This is a genomic window from Kitasatospora sp. cg17-2 (genome assembly GCF_054031055.1).
The window spans coordinates 8045339-8063699 of the sequence record NZ_CM132923.1 but is presented as its reverse complement, the minus strand read 5'-3'; the positions used below and the strand labels follow the sequence as shown (position 1 = coordinate 8063699).

The window sequence follows — 18361 nt, the reverse complement described above, 5'->3', positions numbered from 1 at the left end:
CTAGCATCGGCGCCGGACGAAGGTCAACGACAGCCGCCCGCCGCACGCGGGTCAGCCAGGCTCGCCGAAGCACCCCCACCCGGCCGGGCCGCAGTACTCCGAGGAGCCCAGCAGATGCCACGCCAGGACGCCGCCGCGAGCGAGGCCACCCCGTCGCCCGGCGATCCGACGGCCGCACCGCCCCGCACACCGGCCACCCAGGAGCCGTCCCCGACGCCACCCCGGACGCAGACACCGACACCCACCACGCCCGCCACACCCACGACGCCCACGACGCCCGCCGCTCCCGCCACACCCACGACGCCCCCCACCCCCCTGGCCGTCTGCGTGGGCGAGTCGATGGCCGTGCTCCTCCCCGACCGCGCGGGCCCACTGGAGTCCGTGGAGAACTTCCGGCTCGCCGTCGGCGGCGCCGAGTCCAATGTGGCCGGTGCCCTGACCGCCCTGGGCGTCCCGAGCGCCTGGATCAGCCGGGTCGGCGACGACGGCTTCGGCCGCCGCCTCCTCGGCGAACTGACCGCCCGCGGGGTGGACGTCTCCGCCGTCGCGGTCGACCCGCACCGCCCGACCGGCGTCTACCTCAAGGAGGTCGGCGGCACCACCGGCGACCGCCACGACCTCGGCCCGGGGCGGAGCCGGCTGCACTACCACCGGCGCGGTTCGGCGGCGGCCGCCCTCTCCCCCGAGCTGCTGGACGACCCGACGGCCGCCCGCCTGCTGACCGGGGCCCGACTGCTCCACCTGTCCGGCATCACCGCCGCGCTCTCCGACGACTGCCTCGCCCTGCTCCGCACGCTGCTGGCGGAACGCCGCCCCGGCCGGCTGGTCAGCTTCGACCTCAACTGGCGCCCTGCGCTCTGGCGCGACCGCGACCTCTCGGTGCTGCCACCCCTGCTGGACGCCGCCGACCTGCTCCTGCTCGGCGCCGACGAGGCCGAGGCCGCCTTCGGCACCGGGGATCCGCACGCCCTGCGCCGCCTCTTCCCGTCGCCGGCCACCGTCGTGGTCAAGGACGAGGCCAGGCTGGTGACCGCGATCGGGCGCGACGGCACGACCGTCGCCGAGCCGGCGCTGACGGTCGAGGTGGTCGAGGCGACCGGCGCGGGCGACGCCTTCGCCGCCGGCTACCTGGCCGGCACCGTGCGCGGCCTCGACCAGCGGCGCCGCCTGCGACTGGGCCATCTGAGCGCGGCCTGCGCGCTGACCACCCACGGGGACCAGGCCGAGCTGCCGCCCGACCCGGTGGTCGACGCCCTGCTCGACGCCTCGCCCGAGGCCTGGGCTGCCACCCGGGTGTCGGCGGATGGCATCGTGTCCCCTGCGCTCCCCGCAGCGCCCACCAGCACAGACGCCTCCCCGACCGACCCGCCGCCCCTCTCTCCGCACCGTTCCCCCGCCACCGACTACGCCCACCGCTCCTCGCCCGTCGCGCCAGGGGGCGGTGCTCCCGACCCTCGACCGGCCGCCACCCCGGCCCTTGGAGCGCCATGAGCCAGACCGTCACCCGCGCCCTGCGCATCCTCGCCGAGCTCGGCGAGGGCGAGCGCTCCCTCGACCAGTTGGCCGAGGTGCTCGGTGTGCACAAGACGACCGTGCTCCGGCTGCTCCAGAGCCTCGAAGAGGAACGATTCGTCTACCGCGACGCCGGATACCGCTACCACCTGGGCGCCGGGCTGTTCGCGCTCTCGGGGCTCGCCCTGGAACAGCGCGGGGTCCGCCGGATCGCCGCGCCGTACCTCGCCGAACTGAACGCCGGCACCGGCCAGACCGTGCACCTGGCCGCGTACGAGGGTGGCGAGGTGGTCTACATCGACAAGTACGACTCCCGGCACCCGGTAAGGATGTACTCGCGGATCGGCCTCCGGGCCGCCCTGCACAGCGCCGCGGTGTCCAAGGTGCTGCTCGCCGACCTGCCCACGCCCGAACGGCGGCGGGTGGTGGCCGGCATCGACTTCACCCCGCACACCGCGCGCACCCTCACCACGCCCGAGGCACTGCTGGCCGAGCTGGAGAAGGTCGCCGCCCAGGGCTGGGCCCAGGACCATGCCGAGCACGAGGCGTTCATCAACTGCGTGGCCGCGCCGATCCGCGACGCCAGCGGCCGGGTGGTCGCCGCCGCCTCGATCTCCGTCCCAGACGTCGTGCTCCCCTACGAGCAGGTCCTGGAGCTGCTGCCCCAACTGCTCGCCACCGCACGGGCGATCTCCGCCGACTGCGGCCTGCCCCCGCGCCACTGACCACCACCCCCCGCACCACCCATCACCCATAGCCCGTCGAGGAAGTGAGCACGCATGAGCGTCCAGAACGACAAGACCGAGATCCGTACCGACGGCGCCCCCGCCCCAGCCTGGATGTTCTCCCAGGGCGTCCGCAAGGGCCCGATCCTCCAGGTGTCCGGCCAGGGCCCGCAGGACCCGGCCACCGGCGAGTACCTCCACCACGGCGACGTGAAGGCGCAGACCCGCCGCACCCTGGAGAACGTCAAGGCGATCGTCGAGGCGGGCGGCGCGACCGTCGAGGACGTGGTGATGTTCCGCGTGTACCTCACCAAGCGCGCCGACTTCCCGCTGATGAACGAGGTCTACGCCGAGTTCATCGAGGAGAACATCCCGCCGGGCGGCGTGAAGCCCTGCCGGACCACGATCTTCTGCGAGCTCCCGCAGGAGCCGATGCTGGTGGAGATCGACGCCCAGGCGGTCGTCGTCTGACCCGCGCGCAGCATCCGCACCGGAAGGGCCCCGACACCGAGTCGGGGCCCTTCGCGCGCTCCGGAGCCGCCCCGCCCCGCCGACACCCCCGCCCGCGCCGACACCCCCGCCCGCGCCGACGCCCCGCCCCGCCGACACCCCTCCGCGCCGACACCTTGCCCTCATCCCCTCGATTCATTAGGTTAGGCTCACCTAACTACAAGGTCAGCTCGTCCGCCGGAGGTCCCGATCCCATGAGCCCGCACCCGCAGCACGACGCCGAGATTCCCGAGCCCACCGCCGCCGAACGGATCGGCAGCCTGCTGACCGCCACCTCCTCGGTGGTCCTCCGCGCCGGCGGCGAGCAGCACGAACTCTCCACCCCCGTCTCGGTGCACGGCTCCCGGCTCCGGCTGCGCGCGCCGCTCGACTCCCCGGTGACCTCCGCCACCGCCCGCGAGCAGGACGGCCTCGCCGTCGTGCTCGACCTGACCGACATCGCCCCGGTGGCCGTCCGCGACCGGGTCCGCGGGCGTCTCACCCTGGCCGGCCGGCTCCACCTGGCCCACCTCGCCGACGACGGCCTCAGCGTGCACCTCCGTCTGGACGTCGCGCACGCCGTGCTCTCGACCCCGTACGGCACCACCGCGATCACCGGTGCCGACCTCGCGGCGGCCGCCCCCGACCCGCTGGCCCGCTACGAGGCCGGACTGCTCACCCACCTCGCCGACGACCACCCCGACGCGCTCGCCGTGCTCACCCGGCTGCTCGACCCGGCGCTGCTCGCCGACCGCCCCGAGGTCCGTCCGCTCGCGCTCGACCGGTACGGCCTGGTGCTCCGCCTGGACCAGCCGCACGGTCACCGCGACGTCCGCCTGGTCTTCCTCGAACCGGCCCGCGACGCCGACGAGTTCGGCCACCGGGTGCACCAACTGCTGTCCGCCGCCGAGCAGGAGCCGGCCGCCCACCGGTCCTGAACCCAGCAGCCCCGAACCCGCCGGCGCCCCGAGCCCAGCGACCCCGAACCCAACGCCGCCCCGAACCCAACGCCGCCCCGAACCCAACGCCGCCCCGAACCCAACGCCGCCCCGAACCCAACGCCGCCCCGAACCCAACGCCGCCCCGAACCCAGCAGCGCAGCGAACCCGACAGCAGCCGAACCACCCCTCCCCCGAGCACCCCTGACCCCCGATCACCTCTCCGCCCCCCGGTACGACGACGGCCGGCCCGGCCCACGAGATCTCTCTCGCGAGCCGGGCCGGCCGGCAGGACGGGCGTGTCCCGCGCCCGTCGATCCACTCAGATGCGGCGTCCACCCGGTCCAGCGGTCACCCGACATGACCATTCCGGGAGGTCGTTTCGCCCCGCACCCAGCGGTGGCAGATGATCGGACCGAAGGTCAGATCGCGACGCCGTGCGCCCGCAGGTAGGCGATCGGGTCGATGTCCGAGCCGTACTCCGAGCCGGTGCGGATCTCGAAGTGCAGGTGCGGGCCGGTCACGTTGCCGGTCGCACCCGAGAGGCCGATCTGCTGGCCGGCGGTGACGGTCTGGCCGATCGACACGCCGATCGAGGACAGGTGCGCGTACTCGGCGTACTTGCCGTCGGCGAGCTTGATCTCGACCTCGTTGCCGTAGGCGCCGCCGTTGCCGGCCTTCACCACGGTGCCGGCCGCGACCGCGCGCAGCGGGGTGCCGGTGGCAGCGACGAAGTCGGCGCCGGTGTGGTGGCCGGAGGCCCACATCGAGCCGGCCACGCCGTAGGCGGTGCCGAGCTTCGGGTTGGCCAGCGGGGCGAAGAAGCCGGAGGTGGCGGCGACCGGAGCCGCGGTGGCCGGCTTCGCGACCGGGGCGACGACGGCCTGAACGGCGGGCTGGGCAGCGGGCTTGACGGCGGGCTTGGCGGCCGGGGCCGCCGGCTTCGCGGCCGGAGCGGCCGGCTTCACCGAGTCCTGCGAGGCCTGCGCCTTGGCGGCGGGGGCGGCCGGCTTGGCAGCCTCGGCCGGAGCGGCCGGCTTGGCGGCCTCGGCGGCCTTGGCGCCGAGCGCGAGCTGCTGGCCCGGGTAGATGAGGTTCGGGTTGGCACCGATGACCGAGCGGTTGTGCTCGAACAGCGCCTTCCAGCCGCCCTCGACGTTCTTCGCGTCGGCGATCTTCGACAGGGTGTCCCCGCCGACGACCTTGTAGTCGACCGGAGCGGCCGGGGCGGCCTCGGCGGCGGGAGCGGCCGGAGCGGCCTCGGCAGCGGCGGCCGGCGCGGCGTCGACGCTGGTGGCGCCGGTCCAGGTGCTGGTCTGCTGCGTGTGGCCGGCGGCCGGGGCCTCGTGGGCCTGGGCGGTGACGGTGGTCACCAGGGGGAGAGCGAACGCGGCGCCGGTGACGGCGGTGGCGATGCCGATGCGGACGGCGCGGGGCATGGCGATACGACGAGCCTGTGCGGGCATGGAAATGTCCTCTCCGACGCCTGCGAGGTGAGCTGTCGGGTTCGGGCTGGAGTTGCCCGGCCGCAGAGAAATGCGGCTTCACCCCAAGCCGGACCGTCAATTCGGTTCCGGCGACTTACCTGTGGGTCCCCCGCTCCTGCCGTACAGAGTTCGTTGCGAACCACCGGGCAGCGGCAGGACTAGGCGTTCCACCCGGTGGCCACCCGGGCTGACGCCGGGCGGTCGCTGAACTAAAACCCATCCGTTCGGGTGAAGCAATGTCGATCTCCGGAACCCGGGACCAAAGTCCGGAACACGGTGACGCTCCGCATGAGACATGTGCACAGTACGCACACAATCCATTCACTGCGCGCACGTGATCCACCACCCTGCGCCGATGTCGTCATCAGTCCGCACACGATCACTCACGGAACGGACATCTCCGACACACCCCCGGTGACCCTTGTCACGTCGGCCCCGGGAGCCCCACCATGGGCCGTGACCACCACCGATGCCGGCACCCTGCGGTTGGGCACCGCGCAGGGACGCTGGGTACTTCTGGCGACGGTGCTCGGCTCCAGCATGGCGATGCTCGACGGAACCGTCGTGAACGTCGCCCTGCCCCGGATCGGCACCGATCTCGGCGCTCAGCTCGCCGCCCTGCAATGGACGCTCAACGCCTATCTGCTCACCCTGGCGGGCCTGATCCTGCTCGGCGGCGCGCTCGGCGACCGGTACGGGCGGCGCCGGATCTTCCTGCTGGGCGTGGTCTGGTTCGCCGCCGCGTCCGCCGCCTGCGCCGCCGCCCCGACCATCGAGGTGCTGATCGCGGCCCGCGCCGTGCAGGGCATCGGCGGGGCGCTGCTCACCCCGGGCTCGCTGGCGATGCTCCAGGCGGTGTTCCATCCGGACGACCGTTCGGCGGCGGTCGGTCTCTGGTCCGGCCTCGGCGGGGTGTCGGCGGCGGTCGGCCCGTTCCTCGGCGGCTGGCTGGTGGACGGCCCGGGCTGGCGCTGGATCTTCCTGCTGAACCTGCCGCTGGCCGTGTTGGTGATCGTGGTGGCCGCCCGGCACGTCCCGGAGAGCCGGGACGAGAGCTCGACCGGGCGCTTCGACGTGCTCGGCGCGGTACTGGCCGCGCTCGCGCTCGGCTCCCTCACCTATGCGCTGACGGCCGCCGGGAGCGGCCTCTCCCCCACGGTCTGGGTCACCGGCGCGGCCGGGCTCCTGCTCGGCGCCGCCTTCATCGTGGTCGAGCGCCGCACCCCGGAGCCGATGCTGCCGCTGGGCCTGTTCTCCTCACGGCTGTTCACCGCCGTCAACCTGGTCACCCTCGCCGTGTACGCGGCGTTCAGCGGGGTCTTCTTCCTCCTGGTCGTCCAGCTGCAGATCGTCTCCGGCTTCTCCCCGCTGGTCTCCGGACTCGCGCTGGTGCCGATCACCGTGATCATGCTGGCGCTCTCCGCCCGGGCGGGCCGGCTGGGCAAGCGGATCGGCCCGAGACTGCCGCTCACCGTCGGCCCGCTGCTGTGCGCGGTGGGCGTGCTGCTGATGCTGCGGATCGGGCCCGACGCCTCCTACTGGACGGACGTACTGCCGGCCGTCGCGGTGATGGGGAGCGGGATGGTCCTGCTGGTCGCGCCGCTGACCGCGACCGTGCTGGCGGCGGTCGAGGTGCGGCACGCGGGCATCGCGAGCGGGGTCAACAACGCCGCGGCCCGGGCGGCCGGTCTGCTGGCGGTCGCCGCGCTGCCCGCGCTGGCGGGTCTGAGCGGAGACGCCTACCAGGTGCCGTCGGCGGTCGACTCCGCCTTCCGCACCGCGATGCTGATCTGCGCCGGACTGCTCGTGGCGGGCGGACTCATCGCCCTGGCCACCGTGCACGGCAACGTCCTGGCCCCGGAGGACCACCACCCGGTGGCCGAACCGGACTGCCGCTACGCCTGCGGCACCAACGCCCCGCCCCTCGACCCGGGCCACCCGGGCCACCCGGCCCCGGAACAGGGCTGAGCCTCCCCGCGGAGACGGACCCCGGACACACCGCGGGCCCCGCCACCTCAGCGGTGACGGGGCCCGGCAAGCGGGGTCTGACAACCGTCAGAGGATGTCGCCCGGCGCGTACTTGGCGGCCTCCGGGTACGCGGCCGCGACGGCCTCGACCTGGCGGACGACCTCGGCGACCTGGGCACCGGCCGCACCGGTGAAGGACAGCCGGTCGGCCAGCAGCGCGTCCAGCCCGGCCCGGTCCAGCGGGATCCGGTCGTCGTTCGCCAGCCGGTCCAGCAGCTCGTTCTCCCGGGCCCCGGCCCGCATCGCCAGCGCGGAGGCGACGGCGTGCTCCTTGATGACCTCGTGCCCGGTCTCCCGGCCGACGCCCGCGCGCACCGCGCCCATCAGCACCTTGGTGGTGGCCAGGAACGGCAGGTAGCGGTCCAGCTCGGCCTCGACCACGGCCGGGAAGGCGCCGAACTCGTCGAGGACGGTCAGGAAGGTCTCCAGCAGGCCGTCGAAGGCGAAGAAGGCGTCCGGCAGCGCGACCCGGCGGACCACGGAGCAGGAGACGTCGCCCTCGTTCCACTGGTCGCCGGCCAGCTCGCCGGTCATCGACGCGTAGCCGCGCAGGATCACGGCGAGGCCGTTGACGCGCTCGCAGGAGCGGGTGTTCATCTTGTGCGGCATCGCCGAGGAGCCGACCTGGCCCTCCTTGAAGCCCTCGGTCACGAGCTCGTGGCCGGCCATCAGGCGGATGGTCTTGGCCAGGCTGGACGGCGCGGCGGCCAGCTGGACCAGGGCGGTCAGCACCTCGAAGTCCAGCGAGCGCGGGTAGACCTGGCCGACGCTGATCAGCACGTTGTCGAAGCCGAGGTGGCCGGCGACCCGGCGCTCCAGCTCGGCGAGCTTCTCGGTGTCGCCGCCGAGCAGGTCCAGCATGTCCTGGGCGGTGCCGACCGGGCCCTTGATCCCGCGCAGCGGGTAGCGGGCGATCAGCTCCTCCAGCCGGCGGAAGGCGACCAGCAGCTCGTCCGCGATCGACGCGAAGCGCTTGCCGAGGGTGGTGGCCTGCGCGGCCACGTTGTGCGAGCGGCCGGCCATGACCAGCTCGGCGTGCTCGGCGGAGAGCCGGCCCAGGCGGACCAGCACCGCGACCGTGCGGTCGCGCACGTGCTCCAGGGACTGCCGGATCTGCAGCTGCTCGACGTTCTCGGTCAGGTCCCGGGACGTCATGCCCTTGTGGATCTGCTCGTGGCCCGCGAGGTCGCTGAACTCCTCGATCCGGGCCTTCACGTCGTGCCGGGTGACCCGCTCACGGGCGGCGATGGAGGCGAGGTCGACCTGGTCGATCACGCGCTCGTAGTCGGCGACGGCGGTGGCGGGCACCTCGACGCCGAGGTCCTGCTGGGCCTTCAGGACGGCGAGCCACAGGTGGCGCTCAAGGACCACCTTGTGCTCGGGGGACCACAGCTGGGCCAGGGTCGCCGAGGCGTACCGGGAGGCCAGGACATTGGGGATCTGGGGCTTCGCGCTCACGCTTCGCAAGCCTAACAGCCGAGGTCAGCCCGACCCGCGCCGGACCGGCCCCCGCGATCCGCGGGCCACGGGAGCAGGCCGAAGGGCCGCCCGGGAGCAGCCCCACTCCCGGGTACAGAAGCCTCGTACCCGGACACACCGCGCCCGGACACGGTGCCCGGCCCTACTGCCGGCCGCTGAGCACCGGCAGCACCTGGAGGCAGATCGAGTGCAGCGCGCTCCGCTGCTCGCCGCTGAGGGTCTCGAAGGACTGGTGGGTGCGGCTCATCTCGCCGCGGACCAGCGACAGGATCTCCCGGCCCTGCTCGCTGATGACCACGATCTTGACCCGCCGGTCCCCCGCCGAGGCCTCCCGGCGGGCCAGGCCCAGGGCCTCCAGCCGGTCGACGATCCCGGTCACGTTGGAGGCGTCGCAGCCGAGCCGCCCGGCCAGCGCGCGCATCGGCACCGGCTCCTGGACGGCGCCGAGCGCCTTGGCCTGCGAGGAGGAGAGACCGTGCCTGGCGGCGGCGGCCGCGAAGTCCTGGAAGTACGCGGCGCCGACGGCGGCCAGCGCCTCCATCAGCTCGGCGTTGGTCGGTACGGTCGTGGTCGCTGTCGAACCCATGAGGTCAGCCTACGACCGAGTGCTTCAGTATCTCAAGCTTTGATCACGGCAAAGATCCGGCAGTCAACCGCCGCACCCCTGCCGACAACCGCCGCACCCGTGCCGAAGGTCCGTCGCCCCGGCCCTCAGAGCACCAGCTGGTCGAACAGCCGGCGCAGCTCGGTCTCCGGGTCCGAGGTCAGCCCGGTGTGCACCGGCCCCGGCTGCACCACCGCGCTGCGCGGCGCGGTCAGCCAGCGGAACCGCTGCCCCGGGTTGTCCGACGCCGCCGGACCGGCCTGCGGTCCGCCCTCGCACACCGCCTCGATCCCCTGCAGCGCCCGCCGCACCCCGGACACGTCGGCCACCGGGTCCAGGGCCAGCAGCCGTGCCTGGTCCAGATGGGTCCGGGCGGCCAGATGGGCGCTCTGCCGGCAGTACAGCAGCACCCCCACGTTGACGCACTCACCGCGCTCCACCCGGGGCACCGCCCGGATCACCGCGTACTCGTAGTCGTGCAGCTCGGCGACGGCCGGCAGGGCCGACCGGATCGACTCGGTCACGCGGACACCTCCGGCAGCCAGTCGCGCGGACCGGCCAGTCGCTCGGTCAACTGGGTGCGGTACGCCGCGCGCACCGCCTCGGGCGAGTCGAAGCCGGGCTCGTCCACCAGCCAGACGTCCGGGATCCGCGCCACGGCCTCCTCGATCGCCGCCTCGGCCAGCGGCGCGAGCGCCTTGTCGGCGGCGAGCAGGTCCGGCTCGGCGCGCAGCAGCGCGTGGTCGGAGGCGTCGTACGGCCGCCGGATCCAGGCGGCGGCACCGGCCCAGTGGTGGTGGAAGATCAGGCTCGCGCCGTGGTCGATGAGCCGCAGTCCACCGGTGGCGACCAGCAGATTGGGGTTGCGCCAGGAGCGGTCGACATTGCCGATGAGGGCGTCGAACCAGAGCACCTGCCCGGCCAGCCCGGCGTCCACCTCGAAGCAGAGCGGGTCGAAGTTGAGCGCGCCGCTGACGAAGGCCATGCCCAGGTTGAGTCCGCCGCTGGCCCGCATCTGGTCCTGGATCTGCGGGTCCGGCTCGCTGCGGGCCAGCACCGGGTCCAGGTCGACGGTCACCAGCTCGGGCACCGGCAGTCCGAGCCGCCGGCCGAGTTCCCCGGCCAGCACCTCCGCCACCAGCGCCTTGCGGCCCTGCGCCGCGCCGACCCATTTCAGCGCGTACAGCCGCCGGTCGTCGGCCTCGACCAGGCCCGGCATCGAGCCGCCTTCTCGCAGTGGCGTCACATAACGGACCGCCGTCACCTCGGGGAGCACGGCGCACAGCCTATCGGGCATATGCACGCGGCGGGTGTCGCCCGACCCGCTCGCCCGCCCGGGCCGTCCGGCTCGCCCACCCGGCCCGGCTTCCCCACCCACCCGGCTCCCCCACCCGGCCCGGCCGCACAGCCCGGCCCGCTCGCCCGCCCGGGTCGCCCCGGTGGCAGCCCCCGCCGCTCCGTGCGAACGTGGCGGACAGTAGCCGGGGAACGCTGCAGCCGCGACCCGCAACCGGCCACGACCCGCATCGGCCATGACCCGCACCACCGCACTCGCACCGCCGCGTCCGCACCGCCACCTCCGCGCCCACCGAGGGCCGCGGCGTGACGGAACGGCCCCCGGCGCCACGACCCGCGGCGGAACGACCTGCACTGTGAGGGACGCACGATGGAACGAGCCCGGATCCTGATCGTGGGCGGCGGCTTCGCCGGACTGGAGTGCGCGCGCCGGCTGGAGCGCAAGCTCTCGCCGGCGGAGGCGGAGATCTCCCTGGTCACCCCGTTCAGCTACCAGCTCTACCTGCCGCTGCTGCCGCACGTGGCGGCCGGTGTGCTCACACCGCAGTCGGTGGCCGTCTCGCTGCGCCGCTCGCTGCGCCGCACCCACATCGTCCCCGGCGGCGCGATCGGGGTGGACCCGGCCGCCAAGGTCTGCGTGGTGCGCAAGATCACCGACGAGGTGGTGGCGCAGAAGTACGACTACCTGGTGCTGGCGCCCGGCAGCGTCACCCGCACCTTCGACATCCCCGGTCTGACCGACTACGCGCGCGGCATGAAGACCCTCGCCGAGGCGGCGTACGTCCGTGACCACGTGATCGCCCAGCTGGACCTCGCCTCGGCCACCCCGGACCAGCGGGAGCGCGAGTCCCGGCTGCAGTTCGTCGTGGTCGGCGGCGGCTACGCCGGCACCGAGACCGCCGCCTGCCTCCAGCGCCTGACCACGGCCGCCGCCCACCGTTACCCGAGGCTGGACGCCCGGCAGATCAAGTGGCACCTCATCGACATCGCCCCCAAGCTGATGCCCGAGCTCGGCGACGCCCTCGGCACCGCGGCCCTGGAGGTCCTGCGCGAGCGCGGCATCGAGGTCTCGCTGGGCGTGTCGGTGGCCGAGGTCGGTGCCGAGTCGGTGAAGTTCACCGACGGCCGGGTGCTCCCCTGCCGAACCCTGATCTGGACGGCCGGCGTCGCCGCGAGCCCGCTGATCGCCACCCTGGACGCGGAGACGGTGCGCGGGCGGATCGCGGTGACGGCGGAGATGCGGGTGGCCCCGTTCGAGGGCGTGTTCGCGCTCGGCGACGCCGCCGCCGTCCCCGACCTCGCCAAGGGCGACGGCGCGATGTGCCCGCCGACCGCCCAGCACTCGGCCCGCCAGGGCCGGGCGGTGGCCAACAATGTGATCGCCGCGCTCCGCAACCAGCCACTGGAGCCCTACTACCACAAGGACCTGGGCCTGGTGGTGGACCTCGGCGGCAAGGACGCCGTCTCCAAGCCGCTCGGGGTGGAGCTGCGCGGCGTGCCGGCGCAACTGGTGGCGCGCGGCTACCACCTGATGGCGATGCGCACCAACGCCGCCAAGTTCCGGGTCGGCGCGAACTGGCTGCTCAACGCGACCGCCGGCGACGACTTCGTGCGCACCGGGTTCCTCGCCCGCCAGCCCGCCAGGCTCCGCGACTTCGAGTACACGGACGCCTATCTGACGCGGGACCAGGTCAAGGAGCACACCCAGGCGCTGCTCGCCAAGGGCTGACCGGAGGCGGCGGTCGCACCGCACGCGCGTGGCCCTGCCCCCCCGCCGCACCGGCGAGGGGCAGGGCCACGTCCGTTTCCCGGCGGCTACTTGGCCGTCAGGTACATCCCGTTGGCGTCCTGTCCCGCGGTGTTGCGGCACCCCCAGTCACCGCTGGTCCGCGCGTACAGCAGGGTCAGGCAGCGCCCGAGCGCCTGCTGCGCGTAGTAGTTGGGGTGCAGCGACTCCTGCAGGGTGCCCTGCGAGGTGTTGAGCCCGCCGTCCAGGAACCGCGCCCACTCGCTGGTGGTCGCGGACGGCGCGCTGGTCGAGCTGGCCTGGCGGGTCGCCTTGGAGCAGACCTCGCGGCCCTGGAGCATGTCGCTCAGGTCCAGGAACTGCACGCCCTTGGCCTTGGCGACCCCGGCGAGCGCGCGGGAGATCTGGGGCACCAGCGAGTCGCGCGCCCAGTCCGCGTCGCCGTTCCAGAGCGGACAGCCACCGGTGTCGGAGCGGCTCCAGCCGCTCTCGGGGTAGCGGATCTCGGCGGCGCGCGGGATCGGCGAGGGGTAGGACTGCAGCACGATCCGGTAGTCCCCGGCCGCGTACCCGGCGCCCGCCATCACGGCGCGGATCTCGTCGAGCGCCTTGCCGACGCCGGCCATCGCGGCCGGCATCCGGCCGTCGACCGCGGCCTGCTGGTCGTCGTTGCAGTAGGAGTACCAGACGAGGTAGTCCTGCACGCAGGTCGAGATCACGTCGCCGAAGCCGAGGTCGTTGCCGCCGATCGACAGAGTGACCAGCTTGACGTTGTTCTGCCGCGCCACGGTGGCGAGTTGGTCGGCCTGCGGGGCCTCGCCCTTGAACGACTGCCCGCCGTTGGCGGCACGGAAGACGTTGGCGGCGACGGCTCCGGAGCAGGCCAGGTTGATCTGGGTCTGGGCCACGGTCGGCGCGCTGCGCACCTCGGCCACGTCCGAGCGGTCGCACCCGCTCGCGTACGTGGCGCCGTAGATCCGGCTCGGGTCGTAGCCGCTGCCGGTCCAGGCCCGGTCGGTGCCGGCCCGGTTGCCGCCGCTGGTGACGGAGTTGCCCTTCCAGCGGCCGGCCTCCCCGGAGATGTAGCTGTCGCCGAGGCTGACGCTGGCGGTCGGGCCGCTCGGGGTGGCGGCCCGGGCCGGGGCGGCGGTTCCCGCCACCAGTCCGGTGGCGGCGAGCGGCAGGGCGAGCGCGGCGGCGAGCAGCCGTCCGCGCCACCGGGCGTTGGTGCGGGAAATGCTCGAACGGTTTTCGGGCACGACGGAACTCCAACGATCGGTCTCGCCCGCAGGTGGGGGCGGGGAGACACGGGGTGAGGGTAGGCCGCCGGCCGGTGGCGCGTTGAATCTGACATGCCCGCGCTTGTTACCGCTAGGTATCTGCAGTGAATTTCTCGGCTTGTTACCAATCGGTACTGATCGGCTCGACTATTTCCGGTCGGTCAATGGCGGGGCCAATTTCGATTCGATCCGGATCGAATCGAAATTGGCCCCGCCATTGACCTGGAATCGAAGGCCCGCCATTCCCCCCGGGGTGGGGCCCGACCGATTCAGACCGACCGCGACGGCGCCCCGTCCGCCCCCGCCCCGGTGATCCCGTGCCATCCGCTCAGCACGGACGCCAGATCCTCCGCCAGCCGCCCGGCGTCGGCCGGGTCCAGCTGGGCGACCGTGACCCGCAGCCCGGGCGGCGACTGGAGCCGGTAGCGCGCGCCGGGCGCCACGACCCAGCCCCGCTGGACCAGGGCGGCCAGCGCGACGGCCTCGTCCGGCACCGGCACCCAGACGTTCAGTCCGCTCGCCCCGTGCGCCGCGACGCCGCGCGCGGCCAGCTCGCCGATCAGCGCCCCGCGGCGGGCCCGGTAGGCGTCGGCCACCCGCCCCGCCGGCGCGGCGTCGGTGCGCCACAGCTCGGCCACCGTGTGCTGGAGCAGATGGCTGACCCACCCGGCGCCCAGCCGCTGGCGCCCGAGCACCCGTCCGACGGTGTCCTCGTCGCCCACCGCGACCGAGAGCCGCAGGTCAGGACCGTAGGCCTTGGCCGCCGAGCGCACCACCGCCCAGTGCCGCGAGCCCGCCCCGGCCAGCGGGTGGTAGGGCTGATCGACGATGCCGTGGCCGTGGTCGTCCTCGATCAGCAGCACGTCCGGGTGGGCGGACAGGACGGCGCGCAGTTCCTCGGCCCGCCCGGCGGTGAGGGCGGCGCCGGTGGGGTTCTGCGCCCGACTGGTGACGACCACCGCCCGGGCCCCGCCGTCCAGCGCCTCGGCCAGCGAGCCGGGCAGCGGACCCGCGTCGTCGAGCCGGACCGGCGCCGCGCGCAGACCGAGCGCCGGCAGCAGGTCCAGCAGACTGCCCCAGCCCGGGTCCTCGACGGCGACGGCGTCACCGGGGCGCAGCCGGGTGACCAGGATCCGCTCGATGGTGTCCAGCGAGCCGGAGGCGACGGCGATCGGGCCGGAGGGCAGGCCGTCCGCGGCGAAGGCCGCGCCGGCCAGGGCGAGCAGTCCGGGGTCGATGGCCGGGTCGCCGTAGCGGACCGGGTCGCGGCGGGCGGCCTCGGCGGCGGCGGCGAGGGCCGGGGTGAGGTCGGGCAGCAGCGCCGGGTCGGGGTTGCCGTGGGAGAGGTCGCGGGCGTGCGCCGGGACGGGCAGCCGGATCTCGTCGCGCGGGGTGTGGGCGGGGCGCGGACGGATCCGGCTGCCCTTGCGGCCGGCGGTCTCGATCACTCCCCGGTCGCGGAGCAGCCGGTAGGCGGCTGCCACGGTGTTGGGGTTGACGCCGAGTTCGGCCGCGAGGTCGCGCAGCGGCGGCAACGGCGTCCCGGGGGCGAGCTGTCCGCCGCTGACCCCTCGCTCGATCTCGGCCGCAATCTCGCTGGCACGCCGACCGGTCATCCGATAGTCTCCTAGCACAAAACAGAGTATGCACTAGTACATAGAGGTTGTCATGTCGACCGTACCGGACAACGACACGTCCTACGCCCGCACCCCGCGCACCACCCCCACCCGCTACAAGGACCGGGCCACCTGGGAGCGCGAGGCGATCCACGCGGTCCTGGACGCCACCTACCTCTGCCACCTCGGCTTCGTCGTCGACGGCGCGCCGGTCGTGCTGCCCACCATCCACGCCCGCGTCGGCGACCGCCTCTACGTGCACGGTTCCACGGGCAGCCGACCGCTGCGCGGCGCCCGGGGCGAGCAGGGCCTGCCGGTCTGCCTCACCGTCACCCTGGTCGACGCGCTGGTGCTGACCAAATCGGCCTTCAACCACTCGGTGAACTTCCGCTCGGTGGTGGCGCACGGCACCGCGTACCAGGTCACCGACCCCGAGGAGCTGACCGTCGCACTGGACGCCCTGGTCGACCAGGTCGTGCCCGGCCGCTCCGCCGAGGTCCGCCCCGCCAACGCCAAGGAGCTCGCCGCCACCGCGGTGATCCGGCTCGACCTCGACGAGGTCTCCGCCAAGAGCCGGACCGCTCCCGCCGCCGACGACGCCGAGGACCTTGACCTGCCGTTCTGGGCCGGCCTGGTCCCGGTCACCAGCGGCTACGGCGCACCCCTGCCGGACGCCTCGACCACCGTGCCGCTCCCCGCGAACCTGCGCGCGCTCACCGCGCCCAGCCCCTCCCCCGACTCCGGCACCGACCCCGCGCTCGACTCCGGTCCCGCCCCCGATTCCGACCCGAGTACCGACCCCGCCCCCGGTTCCGACCCGAGCGCCGGAGCCGACGCCTCCACCCGCTCCGCCGGCTGACCGGGGGCCCCGATGCTGATCCGTTCCTGGGACCGCGGCGACGAAGCCGAATGGCGCGCCTGGCTCGCCGAGGGCCGCGACTTCGGCCTGCTCGCCGCCAACGGCGGGCCGGGCCACGGCCCGGTGCTCGTCCCCACCCACTTCCTGCTGGACGCCGACCGGGGCGAGATCCTGCTCCACCTCGCCGCCCCCAACCCCCTGCTCTCCGCCGTCCGCGCCGACCCGGAGGTCACCCTCGCGGTCACCGACGACTACGCCTTCGCCCCCGGCCACTGGCGCGGCGAGCCCGGCACACCGACCAGCTACTACGCCTCGGTGCACTTCCACGCCACCGCGTCGCTGGTCACGGACCCGACCGGCAAGGCGGAGATCCTCAACCGCCAGCTGGCCCACTTCCAGCCGGAGCGCCCGGACGTCCGGGTCACCCCCGGCGAGGGGGAGTTCTCCCGGCTGCTCCCCGGCCTGACCGCGCTGCGCCTGACCGTCCGCGAGGTCCGCGCCAAGTTCAAGTACGACGACAAGAAGCCGGCCGCCGAGCAGTACGCGATGGCCGACCGGCTCGCCGAGCGGGACCGGGGCGCGGACGCCGGGGCCCGCGTCCAGCTGCTGCGCCGCAACGCCCGCCGCTCCGGCGCGGTCCGCAGGCCTCGCCCCGGACCGGTTCCCCCGGACCGCGCAATCAGCTGACGCTCCGTCACCCGTTCGGCCCATTCATCGCGACGCCGCCGCCCGGGCACTGGTCGAATGTGAGCCGAACCCTGCCCGCTCGGCCGCGCGGACGGGACCGTCGACCCGGGGAGCGTGCGTGTCCAGGACCCAGACCCATCCGGCCTCCGGCGAGGCGCACCTCGGGCACGTCGTCTTCATCTCGGCCGCCGCCGCGATGGGCGGGTTCCTGTTCGGCTACGACAGCGCCGTGATCAACGGCGCGGTGACGGGCATCCAGAAGCACTTCGGGGTCGGCAACGGCACGACGGCCTTCGTGGTCGCGATCGCCCTGCTCGGCTCGGCGGCCGGGGCGGTCGTGGCCGGGCGGCTCGCCGACCACCTGGGCCGGGTGCGCACCATGCTGCTGGCCGCGGCCCTGTTCGCGATCAGCGGCCTCGGCTCGATGTTCCCGCCGAACCTGGAGCTGCTGGCCACCTGGCGGGTGGTCGGCGGCGTGGCGATCGGCATCGCCTCGGTGATCGCGCCGACGTACATCGCCGAGGTCGCCCCGACCGCCTACCGGGGACGGCTGGCCTCGTTCCAGCAGATGGCGATCGTGCTCGGCATCACCGTCTCCCAGCTGGCCAACTGGGCGCTCAACCAGGCCGCCGGCGGCGAGTCCACCGGCCACCTCGGCGGCATCCAGGCCTGGCAGTGGATGCTCGGCGTGGAGACGATCCCGGCCCTGGTCTACGGACTGATGGCGATGTCCATCCCGGAGTCGCCGCGCTATCTGATCGCCGACAACCGGGAGGAGCAGGCCCGCAAGGTGCTCCTGGAGGTCGAGGGCGAGGGTGTCGACCTCGACGCCCGGGTGACCGAGATCCACTCGGTGCTGGCCTCCACCCACAAGCCCCGGCTCAAGGACCTGCTGGGCGGCCGGTTCGGGCTGCTGCCGATCGTCTGGGTCGGTATCGGCGCCTCGGTGTTCCAGCAGTTCGTCGGCATCAACGTGATCTTCTACTACTCCTCCTTCCTGTGGCAGTCGGTCGGCATCAACGAGTCGAACTCGCTGCTGATCAGCCTCTCCACCTCGATCGTCAACGTGATCGGCACGGTGATCGCGATGGCCCTGGTCGACCGGATCGGCCGCAAGCCGCTCGCCCTGGCCGGCTCGGCCGGGATGGCCCTCGCACTGGGCACCGCCGCCTGGGCGTTCTCCTACCGGCAGGGCACCGGCGACTCCGCCACCCTGGACAACACCTACGCGACGGTGGCACTGGTCGCCGCGCACGTCTTCGTGTTCTGCTTCGCGTTCTCCTGGGGCGTGGTGGTCTGGGTGCTGCTCGGCGAGATGTTCCCCAACCGGATCCGCGCGCTCGCGCTGTCGGTCGCCGCCTCCGCCCAGTGGATCGCCAACTGGGCGATCACCGTCAGCTTCCCCGACCTCGCCGACTGGAACCTCTCGGCCACCTACGTCATCTACGCGGTCTTCGCGCTGCTCTCCATCCCGTTCGTGGCCTTCTGCATCAAGGAGACCAAGGGCCGCGCCCTGGAGGAGATGGGCTGACCACCCGCCCGCCCCGGCACCGACCCCCAGCACCGACCCCCGACCCGGCACCGGCCCGGCCCCAGCACCGGCACCGGCCGCCT

Annotated in this window: 15 protein-coding genes, 1 pseudogene and 1 riboswitch; of the genes and pseudogenes, 9 read left to right on the top strand and 7 right to left on the bottom strand. The window is 73.8% G+C overall.

What is annotated here, in order from left to right:
- The first annotated feature begins 114 nt into the window (after positions 1-114).
- The 4 genes from ACW14Y_RS33960 to ACW14Y_RS33945 all read left to right on the top strand — a co-directional run bounded on the left by ACW14Y_RS33960 (position 115) and on the right by ACW14Y_RS33945 (position 3664).
- The gene (locus tag ACW14Y_RS33960; protein ID WP_456984630.1) at positions 115-1491 is read left to right on the top strand and encodes a sugar kinase; all 1377 of its coding nucleotides are present in this window, start codon (positions 115-117) and stop codon (positions 1489-1491) included.
- Positions 1488-2237: an IclR family transcriptional regulator gene (locus ACW14Y_RS33955; protein WP_456984629.1), complete on the top strand. Its 750-nt coding sequence runs from the start codon at positions 1488-1490 to the stop codon at positions 2235-2237. Before ACW14Y_RS33960 ends, ACW14Y_RS33955 begins: the two co-directional genes overlap by 4 nt.
- 54 nt (positions 2238-2291) lie before the next feature.
- On the top strand, positions 2292-2708 hold the full coding sequence (locus ACW14Y_RS33950; protein WP_380388357.1) for a RidA family protein: 417 nt from the start codon (positions 2292-2294) through the stop codon (positions 2706-2708).
- A gap of 233 nt (positions 2709-2941) precedes the next feature.
- Positions 2942-3664: a DUF2470 domain-containing protein gene (locus tag ACW14Y_RS33945; protein WP_380300554.1), complete on the top strand. Its 723-nt coding sequence runs from the start codon at positions 2942-2944 to the stop codon at positions 3662-3664.
- A 422-nt stretch (positions 3665-4086) separates the two neighbouring features.
- On the opposite strand, the gene ACW14Y_RS33940 is transcribed toward ACW14Y_RS33945, so the two are convergent.
- Positions 4087-5130, bottom strand: coding sequence for a M23 family metallopeptidase (locus ACW14Y_RS33940; protein WP_456984628.1), 1044 nt, complete (start codon positions 5128-5130; stop codon positions 4087-4089).
- A 2-nt stretch (positions 5131-5132) separates the two neighbouring features.
- Positions 5133-5298, bottom strand: a riboswitch (cyclic di-AMP (ydaO/yuaA leader).
- Between the two features lie 309 nt (positions 5299-5607).
- On the opposite strand from ACW14Y_RS33940, the gene ACW14Y_RS33935 reads away from it, so the two are divergent.
- Complete coding sequence (locus ACW14Y_RS33935; protein WP_380300556.1) at positions 5608-7119, top strand: MFS transporter; 1512 nt, start codon at positions 5608-5610, stop codon at positions 7117-7119.
- A gap of 87 nt (positions 7120-7206) precedes the next feature.
- Here ACW14Y_RS33935 and purB read toward each other — a convergent pair whose 3' ends face one another.
- The 4 genes from purB to ACW14Y_RS33915 all read right to left on the bottom strand — a co-directional run bounded on the left by purB (position 7207) and on the right by ACW14Y_RS33915 (position 10538).
- On the bottom strand, positions 7207-8646 hold the full coding sequence (gene purB, locus ACW14Y_RS33930; protein ID WP_197698729.1) for an adenylosuccinate lyase: 1440 nt from the start codon (positions 8644-8646) through the stop codon (positions 7207-7209).
- A 154-nt stretch (positions 8647-8800) separates the two neighbouring features.
- Positions 8801-9244, bottom strand: a complete 444-nt coding sequence (locus tag ACW14Y_RS33925) for a MarR family winged helix-turn-helix transcriptional regulator (protein ID WP_380300557.1) — start codon at positions 9242-9244, stop codon at positions 8801-8803.
- A gap of 125 nt (positions 9245-9369) precedes the next feature.
- Positions 9370-9786 carry a DUF3037 domain-containing protein gene (locus tag ACW14Y_RS33920; protein ID WP_380300558.1) on the bottom strand — a complete coding sequence of 139 codons (417 nt, stop codon included), beginning with the start codon at positions 9784-9786 and terminating at the stop codon, positions 9370-9372.
- Entirely contained in the window at positions 9783-10538 is a 756-nt protein-coding gene (locus ACW14Y_RS33915) for a HipA family kinase (RefSeq protein WP_380300560.1), read from the bottom strand. Before ACW14Y_RS33915 ends, ACW14Y_RS33920 begins: the two co-directional genes overlap by 4 nt.
- Positions 10539-10928: 390 nt before the next feature.
- Here ACW14Y_RS33915 and ACW14Y_RS33910 point away from each other — a divergent pair, with 390 nt between their 5' ends.
- The gene (locus tag ACW14Y_RS33910) at positions 10929-12287 is read left to right on the top strand and encodes an NAD(P)/FAD-dependent oxidoreductase (RefSeq protein WP_030397879.1); all 1359 of its coding nucleotides are present in this window, start codon (positions 10929-10931) and stop codon (positions 12285-12287) included.
- A gap of 86 nt (positions 12288-12373) precedes the next feature.
- On the opposite strand, the gene ACW14Y_RS33905 is transcribed toward ACW14Y_RS33910, so the two are convergent.
- Together ACW14Y_RS33905 and ACW14Y_RS33900 are read right to left on the bottom strand one after the other, a co-directional pair.
- A complete protein-coding gene (locus ACW14Y_RS33905; protein WP_380300563.1) occupies positions 12374-13564 on the bottom strand; it encodes a GDSL-type esterase/lipase family protein in 1191 nt (396 codons plus the stop codon).
- 290 nt (positions 13565-13854) lie between these two features.
- Positions 13855-15219, bottom strand: a complete 1365-nt coding sequence (locus tag ACW14Y_RS33900) for an aminotransferase class I/II-fold pyridoxal phosphate-dependent enzyme (RefSeq protein ID WP_380300565.1) — start codon at positions 15217-15219, stop codon at positions 13855-13857.
- A gap of 34 nt (positions 15220-15253) precedes the next feature.
- Here ACW14Y_RS33900 and ACW14Y_RS33895 point away from each other — a divergent pair.
- From ACW14Y_RS33895 to ACW14Y_RS33885, 3 genes and pseudogenes are all read left to right on the top strand, one after another.
- A pseudogene (locus tag ACW14Y_RS33895) lies at positions 15254-15916 on the top strand (pyridoxamine 5'-phosphate oxidase family protein); the annotation flags it as partial.
- Between the two features lie 156 nt (positions 15917-16072).
- Positions 16073-16747 (top strand): FMN-binding negative transcriptional regulator, encoded by a 675-nt coding sequence (locus ACW14Y_RS33890; RefSeq protein WP_435651274.1) that lies wholly within the window; start codon positions 16073-16075, stop codon positions 16745-16747.
- Positions 16748-16865: 118 nt separating this feature from the next.
- Entirely contained in the window at positions 16866-18278 is a 1413-nt protein-coding gene (locus ACW14Y_RS33885) for a sugar porter family MFS transporter (protein ID WP_380300571.1), read from the top strand.
- Positions 18279-18361 lie beyond the last annotated feature (83 nt).